The sequence below is a fragment of the Lysinibacillus sp. NPDC096382 genome, from assembly GCF_044762845.1.
Lineage (GTDB): Bacteria > Bacillota > Bacilli > Bacillales_A > Planococcaceae > Lysinibacillus.
Genome location: NZ_JBIWFC010000006.1, coordinates 161,206 through 180,296 on the forward strand (window position 1 = coordinate 161,206; position 19,091 = coordinate 180,296).

The 19,091-nt window shown below is 31.9% G+C and carries 16 protein-coding genes; 4 read left to right on the forward strand and 12 right to left on the reverse strand.

From position 1 onward, the window contains the following. Nucleotides 1-5 precede the first annotated feature (5 nt). The 3 genes from ACIQZA_RS11320 to ACIQZA_RS11330 all read right to left on the reverse strand — a co-directional run bounded on the left by ACIQZA_RS11320 (nucleotide 6) and on the right by ACIQZA_RS11330 (nucleotide 3,679). Nucleotides 6-155 (reverse strand): hypothetical protein, encoded by a 150-nt coding sequence (locus ACIQZA_RS11320; RefSeq protein WP_402881621.1) that lies wholly within the window; start codon nucleotides 153-155, stop codon nucleotides 6-8. Between the two features lie 252 nt (nucleotides 156-407). Continuing rightward, on the reverse strand, nucleotides 408-1,568 hold the full coding sequence (locus ACIQZA_RS11325) for a restriction endonuclease subunit S (RefSeq protein WP_402881623.1): 1,161 nt from the start codon (nucleotides 1,566-1,568) through the stop codon (nucleotides 408-410). Further along, complete coding sequence (locus ACIQZA_RS11330) at nucleotides 1,556-3,679, reverse strand: HsdM family class I SAM-dependent methyltransferase (RefSeq protein ID WP_402881625.1); 2,124 nt, start codon at nucleotides 3,677-3,679, stop codon at nucleotides 1,556-1,558. Before ACIQZA_RS11330 ends, ACIQZA_RS11325 begins: the two co-directional genes overlap by 13 nt. A gap of 965 nt (nucleotides 3,680-4,644) precedes the next feature. On the opposite strand from ACIQZA_RS11330, the gene ACIQZA_RS11335 reads away from it, so the two are divergent. Continuing rightward, nucleotides 4,645-7,041 (forward strand): HD domain-containing protein, encoded by a 2,397-nt coding sequence (locus ACIQZA_RS11335; RefSeq protein WP_402881628.1) that lies wholly within the window; start codon nucleotides 4,645-4,647, stop codon nucleotides 7,039-7,041. A 169-nt stretch (nucleotides 7,042-7,210) separates the two neighbouring features. Here ACIQZA_RS11335 and ACIQZA_RS11340 read toward each other — a convergent pair whose 3' ends face one another. From ACIQZA_RS11340 to ACIQZA_RS11365, 6 genes are all read right to left on the reverse strand, one after another. Continuing rightward, nucleotides 7,211-7,738, reverse strand: coding sequence for a hypothetical protein (locus tag ACIQZA_RS11340; RefSeq protein ID WP_402881630.1), 528 nt, complete (start codon nucleotides 7,736-7,738; stop codon nucleotides 7,211-7,213). A 33-nt stretch (nucleotides 7,739-7,771) separates the two neighbouring features. Beyond that, nucleotides 7,772-8,395, reverse strand: coding sequence for a recombinase family protein (locus tag ACIQZA_RS11345; RefSeq protein WP_402881632.1), 624 nt, complete (start codon nucleotides 8,393-8,395; stop codon nucleotides 7,772-7,774). A gap of 193 nt (nucleotides 8,396-8,588) precedes the next feature. Then, on the reverse strand, nucleotides 8,589-9,173 hold the full coding sequence (locus ACIQZA_RS11350) for a hypothetical protein (RefSeq protein ID WP_402881634.1): 585 nt from the start codon (nucleotides 9,171-9,173) through the stop codon (nucleotides 8,589-8,591). A gap of 346 nt (nucleotides 9,174-9,519) precedes the next feature. After that, nucleotides 9,520-10,371: a hypothetical protein gene (locus tag ACIQZA_RS11355; RefSeq protein ID WP_402881635.1), complete on the reverse strand. Its 852-nt coding sequence runs from the start codon at nucleotides 10,369-10,371 to the stop codon at nucleotides 9,520-9,522. A gap of 116 nt (nucleotides 10,372-10,487) precedes the next feature. After that, a complete protein-coding gene (locus ACIQZA_RS11360) occupies nucleotides 10,488-11,204 on the reverse strand; it encodes a vWA domain-containing protein (RefSeq protein ID WP_402881637.1) in 717 nt (238 codons plus the stop codon). Nucleotides 11,205-12,120: 916 nt separating this feature from the next. After that, nucleotides 12,121-12,546, reverse strand: coding sequence for a hypothetical protein (locus ACIQZA_RS11365; protein ID WP_402881639.1), 426 nt, complete (start codon nucleotides 12,544-12,546; stop codon nucleotides 12,121-12,123). A gap of 355 nt (nucleotides 12,547-12,901) precedes the next feature. Here ACIQZA_RS11365 and ACIQZA_RS11370 point away from each other — a divergent pair, with 355 nt between their 5' ends. From ACIQZA_RS11370 to ACIQZA_RS11380, 3 genes are all read left to right on the forward strand, one after another. Further along, nucleotides 12,902-14,623 carry a hypothetical protein gene (locus ACIQZA_RS11370; RefSeq protein WP_402881640.1) on the forward strand — a complete coding sequence of 574 codons (1,722 nt, stop codon included), beginning with the start codon at nucleotides 12,902-12,904 and terminating at the stop codon, nucleotides 14,621-14,623. Between the two features lie 105 nt (nucleotides 14,624-14,728). Then, on the forward strand, nucleotides 14,729-15,082 hold the full coding sequence (locus ACIQZA_RS11375; RefSeq protein WP_402881642.1) for a hypothetical protein: 354 nt from the start codon (nucleotides 14,729-14,731) through the stop codon (nucleotides 15,080-15,082). A 218-nt stretch (nucleotides 15,083-15,300) separates the two neighbouring features. After that, nucleotides 15,301-15,489 (forward strand): hypothetical protein, encoded by a 189-nt coding sequence (locus tag ACIQZA_RS11380; protein WP_402881644.1) that lies wholly within the window; start codon nucleotides 15,301-15,303, stop codon nucleotides 15,487-15,489. Between the two features lie 87 nt (nucleotides 15,490-15,576). Here the strand turns inward: ACIQZA_RS11380 and ACIQZA_RS11385 are convergent, their stop codons facing one another. The 3 genes from ACIQZA_RS11385 to ACIQZA_RS11395 form a co-directional block, all read right to left on the reverse strand. Further along, nucleotides 15,577-16,392, reverse strand: coding sequence for a hypothetical protein (locus ACIQZA_RS11385; RefSeq protein ID WP_402881647.1), 816 nt, complete (start codon nucleotides 16,390-16,392; stop codon nucleotides 15,577-15,579). 432 nt (nucleotides 16,393-16,824) lie between these two features. Next, a complete protein-coding gene (locus ACIQZA_RS11390; protein ID WP_402881649.1) occupies nucleotides 16,825-17,727 on the reverse strand; it encodes a DNA adenine methylase in 903 nt (300 codons plus the stop codon). 4 nt (nucleotides 17,728-17,731) lie between these two features. Further along, nucleotides 17,732-18,562: a hypothetical protein gene (locus ACIQZA_RS11395; protein WP_402881651.1), complete on the reverse strand. Its 831-nt coding sequence runs from the start codon at nucleotides 18,560-18,562 to the stop codon at nucleotides 17,732-17,734. Nucleotides 18,563-19,091: the final 529 nt, after the last annotated feature.

Here is a 19,091-nt window from a genome sequence, read left to right on the forward strand (position 1 = left end):
TCTCCTTATGCTTGAAGCGTTGTTTCAACTAGATGTTGTCGGTACTGAATGTATTTCTTAATATAATTGACTTTTACCGATTCAATTTCTGTTGCACGACCAATGATTACTTGATTCATTTTGAAATCATCAATCAAATCAATGATTCTAACCATAAAAAAAAGACCTCCCTTATATCATGAAAAACATGAATAAAGGAAAGTCCTGTTTTGAAACGCAATTGCAGGTGAGCAAGTAATTACTCACTCAGACAACCCTCTTACGAGTCATAAGGTATGTCATCTTATTCCCACTCAATTGTCGCAGATGAAAGGGTATTTTACAACACTATTCAACTTCGATAACGGATATATGAAATTAAATTTGGTATAAAAAGAGAGTCGTATCCGAAATATTCGGGATTAAATTCATTCGAATATAGCTATCTTTTTCTCTAGTATTGAACCTATCTTTTCACACACTCCGTTTTTCACTTTATTAATTTTTTTAAACTTCTCTGCAATTTCTCGCTGTGCTTCTAAATCAAAATCTCCATTATCATTTACAGGAACCAATATTTTCTGCTCTATTTTATTTACTGCATTCAGCTTTAGACTTGTGTATTCATTTTGTCCATCATGCCCCATACGACCTTTAATGTGTTTTCTAAATATGGGTTCTATTATATATTTAAGATATTCTATGTCTAACAATGTAAAATCAACTTCTTCTTTTGGAATTAAAATCCCTCTATGGTTTGTGATTGAAAACTTCCCATCAAGAACCTTAATATATCCTGCCAAACCATCAATTGACCATGTTAAGTATTTCCCATCATAATCATAATTATTTATACTCGCAAATTCTGATTTAGTGTTCCCAGAGTAAATAGGATATTCTCCTTTGTTTTTATTACAGAATGTTTTTGTGTATTGCATACCACCACTCATAGGAGTAAATAACTGATTGATTTTAAGTTCGATATGTTTATATTCATTTGTAAAATCTGCTTCAACCAAGGCATTTTCAAGAGTCGTTTTATAACCCTCTAATTTACTTTGGGTACCCATTAAAGCTTTATACTTTTTAACAAATTCTTTTTGTAACTTAAGGTCATAACCTAGCTCATTAACAGGTATACGTATTTTTATTTCTTTAAGCTTACTTTTACCAGCCTTGTTAGAAAAACTAAAATTATTCATTTCTTTAGAGTTCTCAATACAAATTTTTATATAATCTAAATCAACCGACTCTCTTACTCCATCGAATGGTATCAATGGAATAACCTTTTCTGAAAGGCTAAATTTCCCTTCTCTATAAAAGATAGCGGCTGAACCATCTATATTCCATGTTAGACAGTCTTCAAAATACTTTACTTTAACCTTTTTCCCTCTTTTATCCTGAATTTCTAGGTTATCAACTACATATCCATAACCTACTTCATTTTCATCTTTAGAAGCACCATAAACAGGAATCAAACCTTTAAAATTATTAATTAGTGTTTTAGTAAAAAAACTGCCATTAGTTTTACTTTGGGAGAAATCAATTATTTCATCAAGTTCAACCTCGTTATAAACTACATCAGACACTTCAAATCCTCCTTATAAGTGCTCATATCCTCTACAATAACATCGATTAAAGATTGAAGATCGTCTACACTCAACACATTAGATTGTTTTTTAAAACCTAATTCAATTTTTTCTTCATCACTCCATAGGTTATCAACTATCCAATCTTTCCCTACATTTGTGTAAAAATATTCTATTGGAACTAACTTCATTTTTTTATCATAAAAAGGAACCTCATTTTCATCATATAAAATTGCTTTAAACTTATCTTTCTCATTCGTAGCTTGATAAAGTTTATATTGATTTACAGCCTGTTCTAAATCATTTTCATCTGTATCAAATCTATATATATCTAAAGTTTCACCAATAGAATTACAAATATAAGTAAAAACAGGTGTCTCTTGTTTTTTTGTATCTCCTAGTTCATCAGTAACCTTTTTCTTTAATGCTAAAATATATGTTTTCTTTGGAGTACCAAAGAAAGTATTTATAGGTAAACTTATAATTGCTTCAATTTTACACATTTTTAAAATAGCTGTTCTCAATGTTTTATTTGTTAAATTTGAAAAGATTCCATCTGGAACTACAATTAAAGCTGTGCCATTTTCTCTAAGTGATTTTCCAATCCACTCCATAAATAAAGCTTCTAGCCCTAAACCATTCCATGTATATTGCTTAGTATCTTTAGCTGCATTCTTTATATCTGCACTACCATTTACAACATAAGGTGGGTTTGTAAGTATTACATCATATTTGTCTTCTTCTAAATCTTCTAATGATCCTAAATTACTTTTTTTCATAATAAAGGATTTATTAAATAGTTCATTAGCTAATGTTCGAGTATATGTCGGACTTGGATTTTCAGTAATTAATTTAGAAAAATAAATAAGCATATTAGCTTTAGCTAATATAATAGTTCTATCAGAGTTATCTTCAGAATATTTATCAAAACCATAGATTTCGACTTTACTATCTAAACTTACTATATCTCTACCATTTTCTCTCGTTACTTTGAATTTATACAAATTTTCTATTTCTGGTTCAATTGCTTCTAATAAGAATTTACCTACACCACAAGCAGGATCACATATCTTCATGCCCTCCTTTATTTCAATCATGCGGTTCATTTGCTCTACTACTTTTAGCGGCGTAAAGAATTGCCCCATTTTCTGTTTATCTTTCTCATTCTTTAAAAATGATTCAAACAACTTTGATTTAAAGTCCTTATCTACATTTAAAAATTTGCCAAACTTTTCTTCATATTTTTTAAATTCTTCAATAATGTTTTTAAAAGTTGCACCGTCACCATTCTTCACATATTCACCATCTCTATCTCTAACAACATGGAAAATATCACCATTAACGACTGTTGTTCCATCTTCACCAGCTGGGAATAAACTCTTTATTTTTTCTCTTGGACCTGTAGCACCTAAATAAAAGTCTAAAACATATTCATCACTATTATCTTCATCTTCATATTTTCTACATAATGCATCAAATGAATAATCCCCATTTAAAACACCTAGATCACTTAAATACTTAAAAATAAAGATTTCTACAAAAGTATATAGACACGTTTCCGGAGAAGAATTTTTAGCAATCCAAATTTTTTGATGTACTGCTGTAGCTAAATCGCTTGGGTCAAGATAAACAATCTCTTTTATTTGATTATTTTGCTTGTCAATTGAACTCACAATTTTTTTTATAAGTTTCTCTAATTGTTTTTTATTTTCATTAGGTTTAAATACTGTACGTAATTCTTCCCCATTTTCATTTAAGATTCGTTCTCCAGTCAACGTATTTAACCAATAAGATTTTTTTGTATCAGTAACTACATAAATAGGCGCCTTCAAAGCCTTAGCAACTTCAAGCTCTTGATCTATCGCCTTTTGAATACTTTCTTCAGTATCTAGAGCACCGATATCCTTATTTTCAATAAATACCAAAACATTTTTATGGTCATCTGTTACTAATGCATCTGGCCTTTTTGATAGAAATTTTTTTGTCTTAGATGAAATAATCACATTTTTTTGTAATTGTTTCACAGTCGTTTCTCCCAAAGAATAGTAATTTAGCATACCTATTTTATCAGGATGATTTATATAATCATTCTTATTTAATTGTTCAGCCATTTTCTTACCCCTCAATCCATATAATGATAAATTATATCATCTATTTACAAAGATTATCGATTTATATCGACTATATTTTCGTCACGAATCGTCATTACCATTCATATGTGTGATTAAGCTACCTACATCCATTTTCACACCTCACTATAATGCGGAATTCCCCCTCTATATCTGCATTTCATCACGCATAAATTCATTACCATCTTGTTAATCACCATATACACATCTAAATGTATTTTGGTTTTCTCCCTTGAATTTGCTGATTCAACTTAAAATCATCTGGTAGCTCTATAATTAGTAACAAAAAAGGCTCTCTTTTTGAAATAAATTTGTTTCAGATGACGTATCTTCCGAACAAAATACACCTTATAAACGCTATTATATCAACATTCTAAACACTTTAGGAACAAGGGTCTCTTCCTACTCATAGTCGTAGATGGTTTAGATGTAATATCATAGAAAAAAAACAGCTGCCATCGACTATTTCTAGTTGATGGTAGCTGTTTTTCTTCATAAGGTAAATCTATGTTCTGCTCAAATTAAATTGATACGGAATACGGTCATAAAAATCTTCCCTCTAGAAGGGAATTATAATGCGAAGTTGCTTCTATTAAGCGCTTTTAAACATTTAAAATCGCATTTATATCTCTTCAAAAGACCAAATGACTTTTTTTGCGCCAACCAAATTTTTAATCTATGATAAACTAGATGAAAAAACACCGTCTGCTAATACTTAAGATGCTTCTGTATTAATGGGTTCACAAATAACAAAGGCATCTAATATCCCTTGTTCTATTTCACCATAACTAGTTGAAGAAGCTTGTCTAACAAATTGAATGAAATATTTTTGAACTGTATTATAAACAAAGAAGGAAACAAAGAAGTATCTAAATTAATAGAAAAAAGAGTGTTTTAATTAAACGTAATTATTTTCCAATATTATTATTTGCATGGAGGTAAGTATTTTGATATCTATTACTTATTCTAAAATTTATAATAAACTATTAGAACATTCACACCATGAACCCGAAGTAAGATCATTGCTTTCCATAGTTGAAAGTGGTGTAGAATATGCAGAAGGTAGAACAAAAACTGTAATTCGTTATATGGATGAGTACACATTGCATGATGAAACTCATCTACATAGAATATTAAGTTTAATGGAGAAAATAATCCCAGAAACAACACTAAATAACTTACAACCTTTAGAGCTAGCTTTATTAATATTAAGTGCATTTTTTCACGATTTAGGAATGGCTCCCAAAGAAAAAGAAATCAAAATATATAAAGGATTACTAGCTAAAGATGAAAAGTTAAGTGATGAAGAAGAGATACTGTTAGAAAATTTTTATATCTATTGCGAATCTAACTTATCTTTAAAGCAACGAATTGAACGTGCTTATAAATCCGGAGATTTGGGATTAGCTAGAATTTTAGAAAGTCATAGAATTACGGAATACATACGGGTTAACCATTCTATAAAAATTAAAGAAATAATTCAGGATATAGAAAATAACGAAGTATGGGCAAAATGTTTAAAGTATAAAAATTTTAGCTTTGGAAGATTTCTATCTAAAATATGTGAAAGTCATAACGAAAATATATTAGAAATTAATAATCCTTTAATCAATACTTCAATTCCCGTTGCACCTGATGAATATTTAAATTCTTTATTTTTATCTATAGTATTACGCTTAGCAGATATTTTAGATTTTGACGCTGAAAGAACCCCTGATGTGTTATACAATCACTTGGATATTCAAAATCCAATTAGTGTACAAGAATGGTCAAAACATCGCTCTATTCAATCTTGGTCTATTAGCGGTGAACGAATAATGTTCGCAGCAGAATGTGAACATCCTGCAATTGAGAAAACAATAAAAGAATTTTGCAATTATATAGAAGAAGAGCTATATAATTGCAAAATAGCACTAAATGGTATGTACGATAGACAGAGAGAAAATTTAAAAGATATTTATAATATGCCTTTACCGTATGAAGTTAATACTTCGGAGGTTAGAGCAAAAGTCGATTACGATGGTCACCCAATTTATACTTATAAAGACTTGAGTTTTAATTTGGATCAACAAGAAATAATAAAGTTATTAATGGGAACTAGTTTATACGGAAATAGTTCTGTAGCTTTGAGGGAAATACTTCAAAATGCAATAGATGCTTGTAGAGTGAGAAGTATTTGTAGTAAGAACTGGGGAGAGACCGGATATAAGGCTGTTATTAACATTAATTTATTAGAAGATAGCCATAATGAATATTATTTAGAAATCACAGACAACGGAATTGGTATGGATGAGAACATTATTTTGAACTACTTTTCAAATGTAGGTAAATCTTATTATAAATCAGAAGAATTTATGAAACTACAAACTAATATTAAAAGTAATTATAGTCCTATTTCCAATTTTGGTATCGGATTTTTATCTGTTTTTATGATAGCAGATCAAGTAGATGTCCAAACTACTAAAATTATTGATAGATATAAGACTTCACAGCCATTAGATCTAACTATCGACGGTTTATCAGGCCTTTTCTACTTTAACAAGGGAATTAACAATATCGTTGGTACTAAAATAACACTGAAATTAAAAGAAGAGCATAATTTACCTCTAGATAAAAACTCACTAAAAAAATATGTAGAGGACCTAATAAATTTTTCAAACGATATAGAAATATTTATTGATAACGAGCGTATTGAAACCAATAAAATAGAACTGTATCACGATCACCAATGGAAAATGAAATCACAGTATATAAAATATTATGATCTTGATATATGTGAAGAGGGGATTTTTGGCAAGGTAAGAGTTGCTTTACTTGCAGAAGATGATACGTTTTTAACTAACATTATTATTAATACTAATTATTTTGAGGAAATAGAATTAAGTGAAACTTTGCGAATAAATACAAATATGATACAAAAAGAATCAGAATCTATAGATATTGATGGTGCCCCTAATACCGGGTGGTCAACACATATCACAACAAATGGAAAGATTTATTTAAAAGGAATTTTAGTCGATGATGAGATATTTGAAAGTCCGGATTTTTGGAAGAATAACGAGAAAGGTAAAATAAAACTACCTTTCCCAGTTAATTTTATTATTAATTTAAGTAATGAGAGGAATTTAAACTTAAATGCAGCAAGAGATAAGATAATTCTTGATGAGAAGTGGAATGACTTTAAAAACACCTTAACTCGAGTTGTCCTAAGTAACTTATTAAAACAGTTTAATAATGTAAATAAAATATTATCTTTCCAAAAAGTTTATGGCACAGAGTTTAATGATATATTCGAAAGTTTAGTACAAAATAGAATAAAGGAATTAGAAGTCTTATCAAAATAATTGTAACAAAAACTAAACTATAACTGCTAGAAACCAGTATATTTATTATCTATAAAAAACGCAGAAATAGTAAATTTTTATTTACTATTTCTGCGTTTAAGCTTTTAAAACTAGCTCATTCATTATCAAGTTAATTAACTTGATAATGAATGAGCTAAAAAGTATCCGCCTAACTGTTCTGATCAAAGATCTCTCCAATATGCCAAAATACCTTTTCTTCTCCATTTAAATTTTTAATCTTTGATAAGTTTATAGGCGAAAAAACACCGTCTACTATTATCTCTGTTGTTTCAGTATCAATTGGATCACAAATAACAAAGGCTTCTAATACCCCTTGTCCTATTTCGTTATGACTAGTTGAATTAATATTGTGATCATTGCTTATTCTGTTAATAAATACATACGCTCGCCTCATCATCCAATCCTTTTTATTCGGAGAATACTCGACCATCCCTCTGGAGTGAAAGATATGAAATACTTTTCTACCGTACTTATCCAGTTCGTCAACTATCAATCGATCTTGGGCATCCATCTCAGTTTCCTCAATATGATTTAAGTTATAATAGAATGTTTTCAATACCTTATTTTGATATTTGTAAGTATCAATGATGCTACGTGAGAGTGATAATCTACGCATACATTGTATAGCTCTTAAATTTTCTAATGGTAATACACTACCTGTTTTACTCTCTTCCATACAATACTCCTTTCTAATCCTGTATTTAAACTACTATGTTTTTTGTTGTTGTCTGTATTTTTTAACCTTTGCATAGAATGTTGATTTTTTCATATCGACTTTAATCATGAATTCTTTTGAAGAAATAATGCCCTTTTCCCAAAGTTTATACAGATGGCTCCAATCAGGGGGATATTCAATTATAGGTCTTCCTAAATGCCTACCCTTTGCTTTTGCTGCATCAATTCCTTCACGCTGGCGCTGTAGGATTATATTTCTTTCTTGTTCAGCGATAGAAGTATAGACCTCGATTAGTATATTATTAATCATATCAGCAACCCAATCTTGTTCCGATGGAAAGTCATGCATAGTTGTCGGAATATCAATTATCTTTATTCGAATTTGTTTGTTTCTTAACTTTTCAAGATACTGTTTAATTTGATGCTTATTACGACCAATCCTATCAATCGACTTTACGTATAAAGTATCTCCAGGTCTCATAGCACGAAACATTTCTTGAAACCCCTCACGCTGCATGTCTTTTCCACTAGCTTTATCACAATATAAGTAAGGTTTACCATTTTCATCGAAAGATGCAAATTTCATCAAAGCATCCTCTTGCCTATCTAGATTTTGAGCTGTCGTACTAACCCTCATATAGCAAAAATTCAAACCCATACTAGCACCCCTTTCTTATAAGTGTTCGTATGTTAACGTAATAATGCAAAAAGTACAATTCTTTTTTAGACGGGCGAAAAGGTTTATTTTTAAAAATTTTTAGACCTTATTATCAAAAAAAGAAGAAGCCCCATAAGCCGAAGCTTTTAGGACTCCTTACCCTATAAGTCATATCTATATATATAAATTACTATTAAAATTCCCTTAATAAATCTAATACATCCTCACGGTTTTGATAAATATTAACCTGAATACCTATTCCAGTAGCGGCAAATTTATAGACTCGTTGTATTTCTTCCATTGTAATTATTCCAATATGCCAGTCCATATCTGGAGTAACAATTGCCAACAAAATGGTTTTCTTTTTATCACCAATGATACCTTGCATTAGGTTCTTTATAATAAGGTTACGTACATCATTAGTAAAATCTGTCTTTAAATAAACAGTGTGGAACATGACCTCTTCTATTTTGGTATTTCCCCTGTAGAGTTCAAATTCATGGGTAGCGTCAAAAACCCCCTGTTCTATACCTATGCTTGGGAACACGTTACATTGAACCCTAATACTATTTGGAACCTTCTCATGTAAAAAGATATTGCTTGGCTCAGGAACTATGGTGCTAAGTTGGTTATCTACAATGTATTTTGAAAGAATATTATAGGCTATCAATGTCCATGTATGCTCCATGTACGATTGTTCTATAAAATAGTACATTACCCCTTTCGTTATAGATTTAATTCCATCGACAACAAAGCTATGCGATTTTACTTCAAACATTGTGACCACTCCTTTGGATAAACATTCAAGGTTAACAAATGCAAAACCCATACACATTCTAAACAAATATGTTAACTCTGATTTATTTTATAAAAGCGAAAGATATGGCTTACCAAACCTATATCTTGCTTTGATTTATAACGTAGCTCTATAGATGTATCCAAAATAATAAAAAAAGAGAGTACAGATTTATTCTGACTCTCTAAAATATGTTTTACATTTGTAAATGAATCCTTTTTAATTTCAATTTCTTTCTTCCCCAAAGATAATAATGAAACTCTCTATATTTTCCTATTTAATTAGGATATCCAAGAACATTACTTTCTTTGTTTTGATTTTTGAATTATTACTCAGTCTCTTCACTAACCGTTACAATCTTACTTCTTTTATTTTTCTTTCTTCTATTAAGTAATGGCTCAAACCGTTTGTATTCTTCTTCTTTAATAAACCATTCTCCTTCTTCATTTCGTACATCAATGTCAACCATATTTTCTCTTGATGAACCATTATCTTTTTCAAAAATAATAGTAGGGGTAGGTAGTAGATTGGTTCTTTTATCTTTAGACGACTGTATTCCTGAATTCTTAACATTCTCTTCATTATCTTTCAACTTATAAACTTCTCCATAAGCATGAGCCTTTACTGAGAGATAAGCATAAAAATCTTTCCCATTAACACTTAATCTGCCGTTGTATTCATCACGAATGATTAAATACATGAACTCGTAAAGAGTCAGGTTGAATTCTTCCCCTGCTTTCACTATTCTATAGTCAAAATCTTCTATTGGGTCAATCCCCGTCTTATTATTTTTAGTCACATCCTTCAAATAAGGTATTTCAATATCAATATCCGTTCTTAATTTCACCCCTATCGGAGTTGATATTTTTGTAGCTTCGACCCCATAATAATTCGCTATTTTTCGGGTTTTTTGTTTTGATGCAAAACCAAGTAACCATATAAAATGTAAAGTATCTGACTGACTACCTAATCTTGCTTTTTCTTCTTCGCTCATTTCTTCTATCAGCCTGTTTCCCTCGGCAAATAATAGGGCATTGGCTGTTGTTATTTTATAGTATGTCTTCCCTTCTTTACTTTCCGATGTCGATTTAACAGTTGGCTCACTTCTGTTTTTCTTGCTCTTTTGATTTGATAAATTTTCAACTGGTATACTTGATTTTCCCGTATTATAGTTATTCATTTTAGATTAGCTCCTGTTTTCCCCTATCTTAACAAGAAGCATTAACCATTGACAACATGTCCATTTTGTTCCTTATTCGGGTATGATACGATAATTTCTAAACAAAGCTAGGGCTCCTATCGATTTGCATACTCTTCAAGTGCCATTGCTATTTGGACTTTTAATTCTACAGATTCACCGCCTGTGTCTCTACTGAATTCTCCCTTTAATAATTGATACAATACTCTCCGATCATTAGCTACCGCTCTATCCGGTGATGTAAGAACATACATTAGGTAGGACAAGTTTTCCTGATTATATTTTGCAGCTAGCTCCGTTAAGTGGTTTTGTGTAAAGACTAGCAAGAGCTTTAGCTCCTTTTCACACGCCGATAATGTAGTGTGTGAACGAACTGGAGCAGGTAACAAATCAATCAGTCCCTCGATGACATAATCTTTCGGATTTAACATCCCAGTTCCTATTTCGAATTGAATGATAGCCTCATCCACTTTCCCTTCCTTTATCAAGTAAATCGTATTTGCACCAATTTTCGACTCAAGTTTTTTTGATAAGTAGCTCATGGATACTTCGATGCTGTTTTTACTTTTGGCATGTAGCTCTTCTTTTGTTTTTTCATAGTCACAATGATTTTTTAAGAAAATCATTGCTTTAATTCTAGACCTCTTTTGCCCCGCCCAGGTTTCATCATTTCTGATATATTCATAGATATGCTTTAGGGCGCATAATTGTTTAGTTTCTAATGAAAAGTCTTCACCAGATATTTCTTTTCTTCTCAGTGATGCCTCTATTTGCTCTTTTGCTTCTATAAACTTTCTGAAAATCAGTTTAGCCATTTCGCTCCATCCTCTCTGTGATTAGCAGATGCTTCTGGGAGACTTAATAAAATGTTGGAAAACTACTTAATCTTTTGATACTGTTTGTTTTTTAAAATTTCTATGTGTCAGAATCCCCTAGAGCCTCAAGAGATAAAGCCTTCAAAATAATGACTAGTAGAAAATTAGTGTAATTTTTAATAAGTAATTTATTAAGTTTCCCCTATTTAGTAATTTTGGTTAGATGGAAACTGTTAAAAATATCAACTATCACTACTACAAATAAAAGTAGTGCGTACGTTGGTTTAAATATAAAAAAAGGCCGCTGATTTTCTCAGTAGGTAAATCATAAACTGGGGATGTATTCGTGGAAGTAACGAATTATGAGCTGAAATATAGAAGAAGCATTTTTTATGGCATGATTATAGGGTGAATAGCTGTTTACAATAAATTAGTTTACATCTCGTATATTGCAAACAAGTGCAAATAAATTAGCAAACAATCAAAAAACATTTATTTTAAAAAAATCAAAAGAAAAGGCAGTCCCTTTTATAAAAAATTACATGGCTTTTATAAAAGCCTCTTCCTCTTTTATCCTTCGTTCTTTTCTTTTATAAAATTCCCAGCGATATTATAAATAATCACGTTATTGTAACCTCGGAATAAAGTTTGATTATTTTAAAAACCTTGATATAAAAGCAAATAGAAAAAGCGTGTTTTGAAAAAAGATTAATCAAAAACACGCTTTTCTATACTCAATTAAATCATACTTTTATAAAAAAGTTTGATATTTTTTGTAGTCCTTACTCAAGGAAATCAATCTAATATCTCGCAATAGGTATCTCTCTTTTATATATATTTTTGGTGAAAACTAATTAATCAACGTGCTTGCGTGATACAGTTAGATTCGATTTTAAAAAGAAAAGCGTTAGAATTTCTAAATCTTTTCTGTTTCATCAATTTTAACATCTAATAAACTAAGCCCAGTTCTTAAAAATCTTGCTAACGGAACCTTTTCTATAATAATGTTAATCTTGATTTCTTTGGTTTCTGAATCCTTTCCATCAAATAAACGTTCCAATTGATCTTCATATATTTCTTTGGCTCCTATTGGTTGGTCCTCATACTTACCTCTACCTAAATGCATAACTACTTGAATCATCTTAATTTCATCAAAGCTCAATGATTTAAGATATTCAAGTAATGGAGCATCCAACTCCATCGATTTTTCAAGTTCAAGTAAGTTAATCATTTCTGGTACTTTTTCTATATTTATATTTCTATCTTCGAATTCCCTATTTTCAGCTAATTGAATAACCCGTCGAAAAATAACCTCACTTCCAACAACTTGATTATATGACATAAACATCACCTCGATCCTATTTCCTATAATTCAACACAAAAGAGAATTATCCTTCAAATTTTTATATAAAAACATATAGCTTACACCGCGTTGTCTGAATCTAACATAAATTGTACTTGGTCAAGACATAATGTTGGTACTTTGTCAATCTCCCTTAATCCAGCTTTCTTTTTTATAAACGGTACGACATTATTTCAAAATCACAGTTATATATAAGGAATATATTCATCTTTATAACTCAAATGTACAAGATTAAATACCTACATGACTTAAAATTTTTCTACTATATAATACTTAAATACACATTTACTTTACCAATAATAGTCTATAAAATGAAATTATTGGAGGTGTAGAAATGTATTATAATAGAAGATATATTAATTTTAGCCTAAAAGGGATAATGATGAGTTCATTAGTAGTAGGTTCATTTTTACAAATGGATGGAAAGGTAGCAAAGGCAGCTTCGAATGATCTCTTAAATGAGACAACCGCAGAACCTGAGGATAACGGTGCAGTATACATCTCCACCGAGGAATCTCTCGAAAAGGGGTATGAGGTCTTTTCAAGTGATAAATGGGAAACAGGAGCAGGCGCACCACGAAACAACGCTGACCCTAACTTAAACGCCTTAAAGCAAGATAAAGCAACAACACAGCAAGCACAACCACAGCAAACACAAAAGTTATCCGCAAGTCAGTATAAAGACTTTGACGCAAAGGCTTACTGGGCAAAGGATATGAAGTGGGCAGTTGACCAAGGTCTGATTGTGGGGTATCAAAACCAAAAGCATCCTACACAACCTGCAAAAGGCGTGGGTAACTGGATTGACCCTTCAGGAAACCTAACTGAGTATCAAATGTTAAACGTTATGCTACGTTACAAGGACGGAGGCAACTATGAAAATGCAAAGACATCAATGAAAGCTGATACAGCTTCAAACTTTGCATACGTAGAATACTTCTTCGCTAACCAACACGGCATGATGACAAAGGGTTCTATGTCAGACGCGAGTTTCGCAAAACAGCAAGTATCACGAGGTCAAATGGCGCAAGCGTTGGTTTCGATGCACTACGGAAAAACAGTAACGCTACAGCAAGCTGTTGATTTCATGTACGCAAACGGAATCACGACTGGGGTAAACCCATCCAAGGGTCAAACACTAGACAACTTTGGCGCAAGCGCAAAGCTTTCTAGAGCGCACATCGTAGCCTTCATGGGTCGTTACAACGATGCTGTCAAAGCAGGCTCAATCAAAGATACACTAGCAAATAAAACTGAAGATGGGTCAGGTAGTGGTAGTATTAAAACTCCACAACCACCAGTAGTTAACGGTTCATCTGAAAACCCTGCACCACCTACTTTTGAGCATACAAAATACGATTACTCGGACATGTACGGTAAACTTGATACAACTAAGCAATTCACTCAAGACGGTATCAAGGTATCGTACAAAAATCATACTTACAATACAAAGAACCAAGCTGAGTATGACCAAGTAATGAACCATATAAATAAAGCTCTAAACGGTAAGACATACTCTGATGTGAAACTTAAACATCAAGATGATGCATTTGAACTAGGGGTACTTGAGAAACTAATGAATGGCGAAATTACAGTTATTCATGACCGCACAAATCCTGCTTCAAGAAGTGAAGAAAACACTACAGCTAATGCATTTGAGATTGGTTACGGAGATGCAATAAAATCTGGAGTTTCTTTCGACACATTAGCTAAATTCGGTGCAGCGACAGCGTATGTAGGTTACTTTGCAGGTGGAGGCAGTAATGATGCGGGACCACCTGAGAGTGCTTATGATTTCTTTATTAAGGGAGATATAGATTGTACATCACAGTCTTACGCGAGTCAGGCAATTTATGATGCTTTAGGCTACAACACGGCTGTAGTACATTCACCTACTGCAAACCATGACTATTTGATTATCGAGTTAGACGGTCAGTGGTTCACTAATGGGTCGTCCCTTAAAGTATTTAATAAGGACTCTGTACTAAAAGGTGACTACATTAAATATGCACCTATTAAACAAGTGAGTCAGTTAAACTTCATTAACGTACGCTAATCAAATGCTATATCTTCTATACCTTTGTTTAAAAGAAATCGATAGGACGTTAAGTTCTATCGATTTTTATTATATTCGAAACCTTACACAAGGAGGTTTAAACTAATGAGTCCACAATTTACTTATATTGTTGTAGCTATAATTTTACCATTCATATTTGTATTACTTTGTTGCTTAACAGTTTATGCAACTAGTCGTAATCGCTCATGGCACTTCAAACTATCGCTATGGGGTGCATTCTCTATAGTACTTATTTCACCTGTATTAAGTGTAGTTATATCGCAAATAGCTTTAATCATTACAAACGATGGTTGGACAGGGATAGGTATTCTTATGCTTTCCTTCGAAGTTCTTGAGGCAATCTCGGTACTTCTGTTTGTAACGGGTATAGTTGGGTCTATATGGATTTGGTACAAAAACAAACCAGAGAAAGCGAAACCTCAGAACCTTGATTCCTAACTAAAACGGATATTAATTCATTGTAACGCACTACTTTCTGTGGTGCGTTATCTCAATTTAAAATTAAGGGGTATTTACTGCATTCGCACATAATTTAATTTCCGAAGAACACGGCAAAAACCACTTATTTGGATACATAACGAGAGATAATTAACTATACTAGTTGAGTAAAAAGCTCAACATTGTTCTTTCACAACAAAATAAGGAGGCTTACACACATGAGTAAAAGTCTAAATGCGATGCTCTCAGCCATGCTACTATTTTCACTCGTAGCACCTACTGCATCTGCTGAAACGACTGACCCTTCTTCCTCTCAACTAACAAAAGATAATTTAAATTTGCTGTTATATCAGAACATCACTATCAATATCCGGTTTGAGGATATAACTGCGATTTTATTTGGTTAGATTGTTCAGTTTCAATATATAGAAAAAAAAAAATAGCGAGGTTTTGATTAACCTCGCTTATATTTTCACCTTCTTTTTATATAGTTCCTACAAATTGGTTTTTCCTTTGATCTCATAATTTGTTACACCTATTTCTTTTAGTTTCTTTACTAGCTTACTCTCTAAAAGTTTGTTAAAAATCCTAGAATGTTTCTTATTTTGATCACCAGTTATAACTTCCAAGTTCATAAAACTGTTATCGCTATTATTTAAATTTCTATGATTTATTTCAAACTTTGCATTTTCACCCATAGTAAGTTCAATTGCTTCTTGACCTATAAACATTGCAGCAATAATTTGGTGGTCTTTAATTTTAATTTCCCCATAAAAGTCACTGTGTATTTTAATACCACTACATTCTCCCTTTGAAAATGCTTGACTACTTTTCATGAGCCAATTATTCTTTTCTGAATAGAACACACCATTTCTATATACGCACATCCTCTCAAGAGAGTCGTACTTCTGTAAAGAAATCTCTTGTCCATCTTGTTCGTTTATCTCATGCTTATACATATGATTATTAAAATGATAAGTCTGTCCATATCTATAATCAATTAATAATGAATACTTCTGATATTTTGTGTAGAAAACTCCTCCGCAAATTTTCACCTTATTTTTTCTTAATTCTGCAACAACTTGTTGCTTTATATCCCAATAAGGTTTTATTTCCACTTCCGTACTTTCTATATCTACAATTGGTGTTCTTTTACCCCAAAGTTTATCAATTTCATAATCCTCAATAATAACAATTATGTCGTGATAGCTATCTGTGTCTCTATCATAAATTTTAAACTTCACTTTATTTCCTCTCCTCGCCTCTTTCTCTGTACTGTAGTAAAGTTCACTAGATGATTTCTTAACCATGTCAATTGCTCCTTTTTTAGAATCCAGTCATCCGCGTTACTAGTTACTGTAGTCGCATTTATAATCATCACACTTTTACTATGAAATCATTGATAATAATGAGCGACATATTTAACTGGTACAACAATATAACTCTTGCTCTGGTGACTTAATCAAATTATCAATCAAGTTTTAAGTTTTACCCTAAATTATAGTTCGTCTGTAAGACTACCCAATTAAAATTCCTCCCGTTTTTAATAACAAGAAACAACAAATAATAGAAATACCCCTGTAGCCGATTTTAAGCACCTATTTAGCGGGCATAAACAAACTATAGGGGTTAAATATACCTATACATTAAAAACGATTTGAACGAGAAAACTAGAGCCTTTTACAAACGGGGCAAGCATATACCCCTAATTAGAAATGCTTATAAAATATTGGATATACCTTCTAGTAGTCATCATCTGAAGGCTTTTCTGGTAATAAGTCTTCATCAAAGTCGAAGTTGCACCATATAAATTCTTCCTGTTTTCTACCAGTTGATGAACTAGAAACATTCACTAATCCAACAAAGTGGTCTTTAAATCCACTTTGTTTATCATCTTCAAGTCTTCTCTTATAAATTGGGTTTTTGTATCCGCAAAGAATGACTTTATTCTTCGTCGTAATTAAATAATCCAATAATTTCTCATGGTCTTGAAGGGTAAAAGGATCTTCATACCCCAGAGTTTCTATTGCTTCACCTGTTTTCTCATCTACTTTAACGTAAGGGGGGTCAGCAAACAGTAAAACATCCGTTCTATGGGCATATTCTTGAATGACATCGAAACAGTCACCATGTCTGATTTCAACATCTTCTAAAAGGCCATCTAGGTGTAAAAGCTTATCTAGGGATTCTGGATCTATTCCTCTATTAGCATTTGCTTCACTAAAATTTTGTCTATCCGCTGCTCTACTAAACTCCGTTATGATATAAGTTAATGCTGCTGACTCTACCATTGGGATTCCAGGGTCACGCCTTCTTTTACGAGCATCTGTAAAAGAAGTCTCATTTGCATACAAATCCCACATACCCCAAACTTCATCTACCAATTGGTCTGCAAGGTATGAATCCTGCAAACATCTGAAGAATTTAACTAAGCCGATATCCTTTTCATTTGCTATCTTTAACTCTAATTCTTTTTCAGGATGATGGGTAAGGAAAATACGGTTCCCACCCATGCAAGCATCTATTACCCCTACTAGATTATGACGCTCAATACAGTCATCTATAATTGCCACGAGTTGCTCTATGAGTTGTGCCTTTCCACCCAAACATTTGAGTGGATAAGGCATTATTTTTATAAATGGCATAACCCTATTCTCCTTTCTCAGTATCGATATTAAATATATACACAGTTACAGATAGGCTTTCATTGTTTACTACTTTATTTTTAGCAAAACCTGATCTCTTAGTTTTAAAAGTTGTTTTAGTATTTATTGAAATATCTTTATCAGGAGACTCTTTTTTTTGCACAATTACTTTTTCCGACTCAATTTCACGTTGTCGAATTTCGCCCTCTAATACCCCCATTATTACCAAGGCTTTTAAAACCTCATGGTATTCTTGACTTACTGTAATTGAAAATAATTTTTGAACTATCCCTGTTCTTATAGCTATTTGCATATTACCTTTCTCGGTTTCATTATCATCTAAGATGACTCCATGACTTACATCGCGTTGGTATCCATTGCTGCTTTTTGTAGGAAATAAATGTTTATTTTCTCGATAATGTTTGCAAATAATATCATAATACTTTTCAGTTGGTACTCCGAAAAGAATATTTTCTGTCCAGATACTCATAATATCAGGTACAACTATTATTTTATCCTTCTGGTCATATAGAGCTTCATTAACGCTCTCGGAAATTTCCTTAATATAGCTAGATTTTATTTTGCCAAAACCACTTAGTCTTCTTACTATTTTCTTAGACTGACTAACATCATCTATATCTGGCTTTGAAAATGTAATGGATTCGCCATTTAAAGTGCTTGTTAATCTCACAGCATAAACTAATTCTTGTTTATGTCTGCCCTCCAAAATTTCAACCTTCCAGTACTTTGAAACCTCTACTGCTCGTTTCCCTGTTAATGAAATGAATGACCCCTCTACAAATGTTTTGTTATCCTTAATTACAGTGTTTTCCATATTATATTACCCCTTATCAAATGATTTTCATTTTTAATAAGAAGCCTCTTGAAAATATCTCTATTTCAATTTCAACACGCTAATATTTTTTTAGATATCTATTGAAATATTAGTGATACCTTCAAAATGGTCATGTTTCAAAATATATTTCTGACTCTCTCGTTAAAAATTTGTGTCTCCCCTGATTCCTTAGTTCAAAAAAAGTGAATAACTGCTCTCTAGTAAAAATTATGTATCAATTAAATTTGATGTAAAATTCATGATAAGGGTGATTGAATAAATAGAAGAAAGGATGACAGCTGAAAATGATGAGATCGGAATGGGAATGGGGATTCATTTGTGGATTATGTTGGAGTTGTCTACTTTTAATATTTACAATGCATAATAAACTGTTCATTAATTTATTTCTCTGAATTCTTTTTTAGGTTGCTCAGTTGCTCAGTTGCTCAGTTGCTCAGTTGCTCAGTTGCTCAGTTGCTCAGTTGCTCAGTTGCTCAGTTGCTCAGTTGCTCAGTTGCTCAGTTGCTCT

Coding starts and splice junctions, on each gene's coding strand:
- ACIQZA_RS11320 (WP_402881621.1), bottom strand. CDS start 155: ATGGTTAGAATCATTGATTTGATTGATGATTTCAAAATGAATCAAGTA.
- ACIQZA_RS11330 (WP_402881625.1), bottom strand. CDS start 3,679: ATGGCTGAACAATTAAATAAGAATGATTATATAAATCATCCTGATAAA.
- ACIQZA_RS11340 (WP_402881630.1), bottom strand. CDS start 7,738: ATGGAAGAGAGTAAAACAGGTAGTGTATTACCATTAGAAAATTTAAGA.
- ACIQZA_RS11345 (WP_402881632.1), bottom strand. CDS start 8,395: ATGGGTTTGAATTTTTGCTATATGAGGGTTAGTACGACAGCTCAAAAT.
- ACIQZA_RS11350 (WP_402881634.1), bottom strand. CDS start 9,173: ATGTTTGAAGTAAAATCGCATAGCTTTGTTGTCGATGGAATTAAATCT.
- ACIQZA_RS11355 (WP_402881635.1), bottom strand. CDS start 10,371: ATGAATAACTATAATACGGGAAAATCAAGTATACCAGTTGAAAATTTA.
- ACIQZA_RS11360 (WP_402881637.1), bottom strand. CDS start 11,204: ATGGCTAAACTGATTTTCAGAAAGTTTATAGAAGCAAAAGAGCAAATA.
- ACIQZA_RS11365 (WP_402881639.1), bottom strand. CDS start 12,546: ATGTCATATAATCAAGTTGTTGGAAGTGAGGTTATTTTTCGACGGGTT.
- ACIQZA_RS11370 (WP_402881640.1), top strand. CDS start 12,902: ATGTATTATAATAGAAGATATATTAATTTTAGCCTAAAAGGGATAATG.
- ACIQZA_RS11375 (WP_402881642.1), top strand. CDS start 14,729: ATGAGTCCACAATTTACTTATATTGTTGTAGCTATAATTTTACCATTC.
- ACIQZA_RS11380 (WP_402881644.1), top strand. CDS start 15,301: ATGAGTAAAAGTCTAAATGCGATGCTCTCAGCCATGCTACTATTTTCA.
- ACIQZA_RS11385 (WP_402881647.1), bottom strand. CDS start 16,392: ATGGTTAAGAAATCATCTAGTGAACTTTACTACAGTACAGAGAAAGAG.
- ACIQZA_RS11390 (WP_402881649.1), bottom strand. CDS start 17,727: ATGCCATTTATAAAAATAATGCCTTATCCACTCAAATGTTTGGGTGGA.
- ACIQZA_RS11395 (WP_402881651.1), bottom strand. CDS start 18,562: ATGGAAAACACTGTAATTAAGGATAACAAAACATTTGTAGAGGGGTCA.